This window comes from Mycobacterium sp. NAZ190054, from assembly GCF_001545925.1.
Lineage (GTDB): Bacteria > Actinomycetota > Actinomycetes > Mycobacteriales > Mycobacteriaceae > Mycobacterium.
The window spans coordinates 1-8445 of record NZ_LMVQ01000156.1 but is presented as its reverse complement, the minus strand read 5'-3'; the positions used below and the strand labels follow the sequence as shown (position 1 = coordinate 8445).

Here is an 8445-nt window from a genome sequence, read left to right as displayed (position 1 = left end):
GATGACACCTGCCGGCCGCAGTACCGGGAGCTGTTGCAGGACTTCCTGTTCAAGCTGGACCTCGACGAGGAGACCCGCCGCCGCGCCGAGATCAACCCGCTGCGGGTGCTCGACGACAAACGTCCGCCCCGCCGCCGTGGCCGCCCGCACCTCCGCCGCCACCGCGGAGCGACGGGTTCGCGCCGCCGTCATGACGGCTGTCCGACGATCCAGTTCCCGTGGAAGCCGTACGGAACACGTTGCGGCAGCTTGATTCTCGCGACCGGTGCGCCGCTGAAATCAGACGCGTCGAGGATGACGAGGTCGCTGCCGTCCCGGTCGGGGTCGTACACGTAGCCCAGGTACCAGCCGCTGCTCTCATCGGCCGCGCCCGACATCGACGGGACGAAGACCGCCTCTCCGGGTCCGCCCGGTGACGCATCGGTGCCGAAACGGTGCTCGACGGCGTCCCCGGTGAGCAGGTCGTAGCGGATCAGGCCGGCGTCGCCGACGGACACCGCGTAGCGGGCGGGCAGCGTGGCCAGCCGGTCGTCGATCCGCGGGAACTCCACCGCGCGGTCGTCGAGCTGACTTTCCCGCACCGTCCCGGTCTGCAGGTCGATGGTCCAGGTCCACATCACCCCGTCGACATCGAATCCTCCGTCCTGCCGCCACAACTCGGGATAGCGGACGGCCTGCACCACGATGGAATCCCCGTCGGCCGATGCCCTGTCGAATGCATTGGCGACGTGGAAGACGTAACACGGGTCGATCTCGAACCACCGCACCGCACCGTACGGGTCGTCGCGGCGCAGCACCCCGAACCGGGCGCCGTAGTCGTCGTCCCAGCGGTAGGGCATGTCCCCGTCATCGCGCGCGGCGATCTCAACGTCGAACACGATCGGCAGGTCCATGAACACCACATGGTTCGCGGTCAGCGCGAAGTCGTGCATCATCGTCAGAGCCGGCACGTCGAGTGGTCGGTCGATCACCAACTCGCCGTTGGCATCTGCGCGATGGTAGGTGACGTGCGGGGTGACGATGTTGCCGTAGCCGAAGAAGTGCAACTCTCCGGTGGCCGGGCAGATCTTCGGGTGCGCGGTCATCGCGTCGGCCAGCTTGCCGCCGAAGTCGTAGGGCCCGACCGTCTCCAGCTCGTTGGTGATCTCGTACGGCAGCGACGACTCCACCAGCGCCAGGGTCTTACCCGCGTGGTTGACGACGTTCGTGTTAGCGACGGAAGCGCGCAGGTTGCGGGTGCCGTCGGGGTTGTACAGCGGGAACGGGTCGACGAAGCTGTCCGTGCGCACCCACCGGTTGCGGTACCAGGCGGCGCGGCCGTTCTCGATGCGGACGCCGTGGATCATGCCGTCGCCGGCGAACCAGTGCCCGCTCGCCTCCCTCGGATTCGGGCCGTTGCGCAGGTACCAGCCTTCGAGTTCGGGCGGTATCGCACCCTCGACCGGCAGATCGAACGCCGTCAACTCGTCGGTCACGGGTGCGTAGTTGCCGACACGGAAGAACTCACCGGTGCCGGGCAACGCGGAGTCGGTGTGGTCTGACGTGGTCTCGGTCATGGGGCCCAACCTCCTGTACCGGATACACCACACCGGCACCCGGGCACCTGTCAACAACGGAAGGTCTTCGCGTCGCGGCCCCGGGAGATGCGGGGGAAGATCACGGAATGCCTGACCGCCGACACTCCGCCGCATTGTTCAAGGCGGTGGTGAGCCGCGACGGCGCGGCCGCGCTGAGCATCGTCGACGAACTGCGCCGGGTGATCCTCGACGGGGCGGTTCCTCCCGGCACCCCGATCCCCGTCGGCGAGGTCGCCGACATGTTCGGGGTGAGTCACATCCCGGTCCGGGAGAGCCTGAAAACCCTGACCGGAGAAGGGCTGGTGCAGCACCGGCCGAATTCCGGCTACGCCGTGGCCCAGCTGACCGCCAGCGAACTGGCGGAGATGTACCTGGTGCGTGAGACGCTCGAATCCGCGGCGATGGCCGCCGCCGTACACAAGGCCACCGACGCCGACCACGCGCTCCTGACCGAGGTCCACGAAACCCTCGAGCAAGCACTGAAATTCGACGACGCGCAGGCCTATCACCGGAACAGCAGGAAGTTCCACATGGCGCTGAGCCGCCCGTCATGCATGCTGCGGCTGGTGCACATGCTCGAAAACGCCTGGAACATCACCGAGCCCGTGCAGTTGATGGTGCACGTCGGACAGCGGCAGCGGGCACTGCTGCACGAGGACCACCGGGTGATGCTCGACGCGTTCCTGGCCGGCGACGCCGACGCTCTGCTGCACGCCGCCGCCGCGCACAACAAACGCCTCAACGGTGTCGTGGCGTCGCTGCCGACCGATACCGGCCTGGTGATCGACGGCACCTGAGGCCGGAAGGTCCGGAAATATATTCTCGGCGCAACGGTTGGGAAACACGCCGTCACTAGCTTCCGAGCATCGACGTTCTTCGCCTTCGAGCAGGAAGCTGAACAATGACAGATACCCGAGACCTCCCCCCGGGCGCCGAGATCGGCGCCAACGACCTGATCGAAGCGTCCGGGCATCCCGTGGGCGGCGGCGTCATCAAGCCCGGTTACGACCCGCGACTGACCAACGAAGACCTCGCCCCGCTGGGCAAGCAGAGCTGGACGTCCTACAACATCTTCGCGTTCTGGATGTCGGACGTGCACAGCGTCGGCGGGTACGTCACCGCGGGCAGCCTGTTCGCGCTCGGCCTGGCCAGCTGGCAGGTGCTGATCGCGCTGCTCGTCGGCATCGTGATCGTCAACGTCTTCTGCAACCTGGTGGCCAAACCCAGCCAGCAGGCCGGTGTGCCCTATCCGGTGGTGTGCCGGGCCTCGTTCGGTGTGCTGGGCGCCAACATCCCCGCGATCATCCGCGGCCTGATCGCGGTGGCGTGGTACGGGATCCAGACCTATCTGGCCTCGGCGGCCCTGGACATCGTGCTGCTCAAGCTTTTTCCCGGCCTGATGCCGTATGCCGAGGTCGACAACTACGGCTTCGCCGGGCTGTCGCTGCTGGGCTGGGGCAGCTTCATCCTGCTGTGGATCCTGCAGGCCTGCGTGTTCTGGCGGGGCATGGAGTCGATCCGCAAGTTCATCGACTTCTGCGGGCCGGCGGTCTACGTCGTCATGTTCATCCTGTGCGGCTATCTGCTGTGGAAGTCCGGCTGGCACGTCAGCCTGACCCTCGGCGGCGAGAAGCAGGGCAACACGCTGGCGGTCATGCTCGGTGCGATCGCGTTGGTGGTGTCCTACTTCTCCGGGCCGATGCTGAACTTCGGCGACTTCTCCCGCTACGGCAAGTCGTTCCAGGCGGTCAAGAAAGGCAACTTCCTCGGGCTGCCGGTCAACTTCCTGGTGTTCTCCCTGCTCGTCGTGATCACCGCTGCCGCAACGGTTCCGGTGTTCGGCGAGCTGATCACCGATCCGGTCGAGACGGTGGCCCGCATCGACAGCACGACGGCGATCATCCTGGGCGCGCTGACGTTCACCATCGCGACGATCGGCATCAACATCGTCGCGAACTTCATCTCGCCCGCGTTCGACTTCTCCAACGTCAGCCCGCAGAAGATCAGCTGGCGGATGGGCGGCATGATCGCCGCGGTCGGATCGGTGCTGATCACCCCGTGGAACCTGTACAGCAACCCGGAAGTCATCCACTACACGCTGGAGACCCTCGGCGCGTTCATCGGCCCGCTGTTCGGTGTGCTGATCGCCGACTACTACCTGGTGCGCAAGCAGCAGATCGTCGTCGACGACCTGTTCACGATGAGCCCGTCGGCCAACTACTGGTACAAGAAGGGCTACAACCCGGTCGCGGTGGTGGCCACCCTCGTCGGCGCGACGCTCGCCGTGATCCCGGTGCTCCTCGGGGGTTCGGTGACCGGCATGGGCGCCGCGGCGCAGTACAGCTGGTTCATCGGCTGCGGTGTCGGGTTCGGCCTCTACTACCTGATCGCGACCCGGGGGGCATGGCGCATGACGCCACTGAGGGACGCGACGCCGGTAGCCTGACTCACCGTTGCATCGCGATAGCTTCCGATATATCGTCAACGTATCGGAAGTGCACCTCGTGCTTCCTTCGCAGGAAAGAGCACCGACATGAACTCCCCTTTCACACCCCCGGAGAATCCGTTCGAAGGCCACGGCTACGGCTTCGGCTTCAGCCCGGCCGACCGGCGCATCGCGCACGAGCGTCGTCGCCAGGCCCGTCGCGAGTTCCGTGACCACCTCCGCGAGCATCGCGGCGACGCGACCTTCGGCTTCGGCCCCGGCGGCTTCGGTCCCGGCGGCGGAAAATTCGGTCCCGGTTTCCCGTTCGGACCCGGTGGTCGTGGCGGCCGGCGGGGCGGACCGCGGGCCGGTCGTGGCCGGCGCGGAGACGTGCGCGCCGCGATCCTCAAGCTGCTGACCGACCGGCCGATGCACGGCTACGAGATGATCCAGGAGATCCACGAGCGCAGCCAGCAGCTGTGGAAGCCGAGCCCCGGCTCGATCTACCCGACGCTGCAGCTACTCGTCGACGAAGGCCTGCTCAAGGCCAGCGAGACCGAGGGCAGCAAGAAGCTCTTCGAACTGACCGACGACGGTCGCGCCGCGGCGGAGAAGATCGAGACGGCGCCGTGGGACGAGATCACCGAAGGAGCCGACCCCGGCGCGATGGGCCTGCGCAGCGCCGTCGGGCAGCTGATGGGCGCCGTCGCCCAGTCGGCCCACGCGGCCACCCCCGAGCAGCAGCAGCGCATCGTCGACATCGTCAACAACGCCCGCCGCGAGATCTACCACGTCCTCGGAGAGGACTGATCCGAGCGAATTCGGCGCGATTTCTGACCGGAACGGTATGAAATCGCGCCGAATCCGTGTTCGCAGAGGCATGGACAGCTACCAACTCGGTACATACACGGTCGGCCGCGTCGGTTTCGGGGCGATGCAACTGCCCGGGCCCGGCGTCTTCGGGCCGCCCCGCGACCATGACCAGGCCATCGCCGTGCTCAAGCGCGCCGTCGACCTGGGCATCAATCACATCGACACCGCGCAGTTCTACGGGCCGGTCGTCGCCAACGAGCTCATCCGTGAGGCGCTGCACCCCTACCCGGCCGATCTCGCGCTGGTGAGCAAGGTCGGCGGCAAGCGCGACGACCAGGGCAACTGGCTGCCCGCGCAGCAACCCGACGAGCTGCGCCGCGGCATCGAGGACAACCTGAGCACCCTGGGCGTCGACCGGTTGGCCGCGGTGAACCTGCGGGTGTTCGGCTCCGAGGACCCGAGCGCTCCGGCCGAGGTCGACCGTGAACTGTTCGACCGGCAGCTCTCGGCGATGATCCAGGCCCGCGACGAAGGCCTGATCGACGGTATCGGGCTGAGCAGCATCAGCGTCGAACATCTGCGAATCGCGTTGGAGCGCACCGAGATCGCGTGCGTGCAGAACGCCTACAATCTCGTCGACCGGACCTCACAGCCGGTGCTGGACCTGTGCGCAGAGCGCGGCATCGCGTTCGTGCCGTTCTTCCCACTGGGCTCGGGATTCAATCCCGACAACCCGGTGCTCAACCACCCGGCCGTGGTCCGGGAGGCGCAGCGGTCGGGGCGCACCCCGGCGCAGATCGCGCTGGCGTGGACGATGTCGGTGGCGCCCAACGTGCTGCTGATCCCGGGGACGTCGTCGGTTTCCCACCTCGAGGAGAACACCGCGGTGCGCGACATCACGCTCGACGAGGACACCAAGCGCGAACTGGACGCGACCGCGGCGGAGCCGCGAATGTAACGGGGGCGGCGGAGCCGCGAATGTAACGGGGCGGCCGAGCCGCGAATGTAGCGGGGCGGCGGCCACGATTACTGTTTCGCGGCCGCGGTCCATAAAATCGGCGTCATAATGACGAATTCCACCGGGACGGCGACGGCGGCCGGCCCCCGATCCGACCGCGTCTCCGCCGAAGCGCGACGCCGCCGAACCTTCGCAGTGATCAGCCACCCGGACGCCGGCAAGTCCACCCTGACCGAGGCGCTGGTGCTGCACGCCAAGGCCATCACCGAGGCCGGGGCGATCCACGGCAAAGCCGGTCGCCGCGCCACCGTGTCGGACTGGATGGAGATGGAGAAGGCCCGCGGCATCTCCATCACCTCGACGGCGCTGCAGTTCCCGTACACCACCGGCGCCGGCGACACCTGCGTCATCAACCTGCTCGACACCCCCGGTCACGCGGACTTCTCCGAGGACACCTACCGGGTACTGACCGCGGTCGACTCCGCGGTGATGCTCATCGACGCGGCCAAGGGGCTCGAACCGCAGACGCTGAAGCTCTTCCAGGTCTGTCGGCACCGCCGGATCCCGATCATCACGGTGGTCAACAAATGGGACCGGCCCGGCCGCCACGCACTCGAGCTGATGGACGAGATCCAGTCCCGGATCGGGCTGCGGCCCACGCCGTTGACCTGGCCTGTCGGCATCGCCGGCGACTTCAAGGGCGTGCTCGACCGCCGCACCGGGAAGTTCATCCGGTTCACCCGCACCGCGGGCGGCGCCACCGCGGCTCCGGAGGAGCACATCGACCCGTCCCGGGCCCACGACGCGGCCGGAGTGGACTGGGACAACGCGGTCGAGGAGTCCGAACTGCTCAGCGCCGACGGCGCCGACTTCGATCCGGAGACGTTCCTGGACTGCACCTCGACACCCGTCCTGTTCACCTCCGCCGCTTTGAATTTCGGGGTCAACCAGCTGTTGGACGTGCTCGCCCAGCTCGCGCCGTCGCCGAACGGGCAGCTCGACGTCGACGGCAACCGCCGGGCGGCGGACGCACCGTTCAGCGCGTTCGTGTTCAAGGTGCAGGCAGGCATGGACTCCGCGCACCGCGACCGCATCGCCTACGCCCGCGTGTGCTCGGGCACGTTCGAGCGCGGCGACGTCCTGACCCATGCCACCACCGGCAAGCCGTTCGTGACCAAGTACGCCCAGTCGGTCTTCGGCCAGCAGCGCTCGACGCTGGACACCGCGTGGCCGGGCGACGTCATCGGGCTGGCGAACGCCGCCGCGCTGCGGCCGGGCGACACGCTCTACCAGGACGTCGCCGTGCAGTACCCGCCGATCCCCAGCTTCTCGCCCGAGCACTTCTCCGTCGCGCGGGGCACCGACCCGAGCAAGCACAAGCAGTTCCGTAAGGGCATCGAACAGCTCGACCAGGAGGGCGTGGTCCAGGTGCTGCGCTCGGACCGGCGCGGTGATCAGGCGCCTGTCCTCGCGGCGGTGGGCCCGATGCAGTTCGAGGTGGCGAGCCACCGGATGGCCGCTGAGTTCGGCGCGCCGATCTCGCTGGAGCCGCTGCCGTACACGGTGGCAAGGATCTGCGACCCCGACGATGCCGAAGCACTGCAGAGGATGGCCGCGGTGGAGGTCTTCACCCGCACCGACGGCGTCATGCTGGCGGTGTTCTCGACGAAGTGGCGGCTGGAGACGGTGCAGCGGGAGAACCCCACGATGGGTCTGCGGGAACTGGTCGCGGCGGGTCAGTGATCAGTCGACGTCCACGGCGCGCGTCGAACTCCAGCTCAACAGCAGGTTCAGCGCGTCGCGGGACGGGCTGCCCGCCTCGGTCGTGTAGACGAACAGCGTCTGATCCGCGTCACCGGGCATCGTGAAGGTCTCGTAGTCGACCGAGAGGTCGCCGACGACCGGGTGCCGTAACCGTTTGGTGCCGTAAGTCCGTTGGTACACCCGGTGTTCGGACCACCAGGTCCGGAACTCCGCGCTGGCAGCGGATAATTCGTCGACGAGTTCGACGGCGGCCGGGTCGTTCGGGTCGCCGCCGACGTCCAGGCGCAGGTTCTCGACGGCGGTCCGGGCCTGAACCTCCCAGTCCGCGAACAGGTTCCGCGCCTGCTCCGAGGTGAACATCCACTTCGCGTAGTTGCGCTCACGCGGGGGCATCGCGTCGAAGTCGGCGAACAGCACCCGGGCGGCACGGTTGGTCGCGAGCACGCCGGTGTGACGCCCGAGGATCATCGCCGGCGTGCCGTCCAGCGAGTCCAGCAGTCGGTACAACCCGGGTCTGACGCGTTGCACCGCCCGCGGCGCCTTGCGCCGCCTCGGCGACGCACCGACGAGGTGGCCCAGGTGGGCCCGTCCGGTGTCACCGAGATCCAGCGCGCGGGCGATCGCGTCCAGCACCCCCGCCGACGGGGTGATCCGCCGACCCTGCTCCAGCCGCGTGTAGTAGTCGGTCGAGACGCCGGCGAGCAGTGCGACCTCCTCCCGGCGCAGGCCGGGCACCCGCCGGATCCGGCCGTCAGCGGGCAGGCCGGCCCGCCCCGGATCGACCGCGCTGCGGGCGCGTTTCAGGAAATCCGCGAGTTCACGATTGGCGTCGGCCACGTTGCCATCATCGCAGAACCGTACGCCGACAACGTAGGACGGCGAGTCCTAGTTCGCGCCGTCCCCGGTCG

At 68.0% G+C, this 8445-nt stretch carries 7 protein-coding genes and 1 pseudogene; 6 read left to right on the top strand and 2 right to left on the bottom strand.

The annotated features are described in order from the left end of the window. A pseudogene (locus tag ASJ79_RS32200) lies at positions 1-135 on the top strand (histidine--tRNA ligase); the annotation flags it as partial. Between the two features lie 53 nt (positions 136-188). On the opposite strand, the gene ASJ79_RS12695 reads toward ASJ79_RS32200, so the two are convergent. After that, positions 189-1556 (bottom strand): carotenoid oxygenase family protein, encoded by a 1368-nt coding sequence (locus ASJ79_RS12695; RefSeq protein ID WP_067955621.1) that lies wholly within the window; start codon positions 1554-1556, stop codon positions 189-191. A gap of 107 nt (positions 1557-1663) precedes the next feature. On the opposite strand from ASJ79_RS12695, the gene ASJ79_RS12690 reads away from it, so the two are divergent. The 5 genes from ASJ79_RS12690 (at position 1664) to ASJ79_RS12670 (ending at position 7516) form a co-directional block, all read left to right on the top strand. After that, entirely contained in the window at positions 1664-2374 is a 711-nt protein-coding gene (locus ASJ79_RS12690) for a GntR family transcriptional regulator (protein WP_067955619.1), read from the top strand. A gap of 104 nt (positions 2375-2478) precedes the next feature. Then, positions 2479-4023: an NCS1 family nucleobase:cation symporter-1 gene (locus ASJ79_RS12685; RefSeq protein ID WP_067955617.1), complete on the top strand. Its 1545-nt coding sequence runs from the start codon at positions 2479-2481 to the stop codon at positions 4021-4023. An 87-nt stretch (positions 4024-4110) separates the two neighbouring features. Then, complete coding sequence (locus ASJ79_RS12680; protein WP_067955615.1) at positions 4111-4812, top strand: PadR family transcriptional regulator; 702 nt, start codon at positions 4111-4113, stop codon at positions 4810-4812. Positions 4813-4882: 70 nt separating this feature from the next. Then, positions 4883-5773 carry an oxidoreductase gene (locus ASJ79_RS12675; RefSeq protein WP_067955614.1) on the top strand — a complete coding sequence of 297 codons (891 nt, stop codon included), beginning with the start codon at positions 4883-4885 and terminating at the stop codon, positions 5771-5773. A 108-nt stretch (positions 5774-5881) separates the two neighbouring features. Next, complete coding sequence (locus ASJ79_RS12670) at positions 5882-7516, top strand: peptide chain release factor 3 (RefSeq protein WP_067955612.1); 1635 nt, start codon at positions 5882-5884, stop codon at positions 7514-7516. Here ASJ79_RS12670 and ASJ79_RS12665 read toward each other — a convergent pair whose 3' ends face one another. Next, the gene (locus tag ASJ79_RS12665; protein WP_067955610.1) at positions 7517-8374 is read right to left on the bottom strand and encodes a helix-turn-helix domain-containing protein; all 858 of its coding nucleotides are present in this window, start codon (positions 8372-8374) and stop codon (positions 7517-7519) included. Positions 8375-8445: the final 71 nt, after the last annotated feature.

Excerpts from the sequence above, each read along its gene's own strand:
- ASJ79_RS12695 (WP_067955621.1), bottom strand. The coding sequence starts at position 1,556 with ATGACCGAGACCACGTCAGACCACACCGACTCCGCGTTGCCCGGCACC.
- ASJ79_RS12690 (WP_067955619.1), top strand. The coding sequence starts at position 1,664 with ATGCCTGACCGCCGACACTCCGCCGCATTGTTCAAGGCGGTGGTGAGC.
- ASJ79_RS12685 (WP_067955617.1), top strand. The coding sequence starts at position 2,479 with ATGACAGATACCCGAGACCTCCCCCCGGGCGCCGAGATCGGCGCCAAC.
- ASJ79_RS12680 (WP_067955615.1), top strand. The coding sequence starts at position 4,111 with ATGAACTCCCCTTTCACACCCCCGGAGAATCCGTTCGAAGGCCACGGC.
- ASJ79_RS12675 (WP_067955614.1), top strand. The coding sequence starts at position 4,883 with ATGGACAGCTACCAACTCGGTACATACACGGTCGGCCGCGTCGGTTTC.
- ASJ79_RS12670 (WP_067955612.1), top strand. The coding sequence starts at position 5,882 with ATGACGAATTCCACCGGGACGGCGACGGCGGCCGGCCCCCGATCCGAC.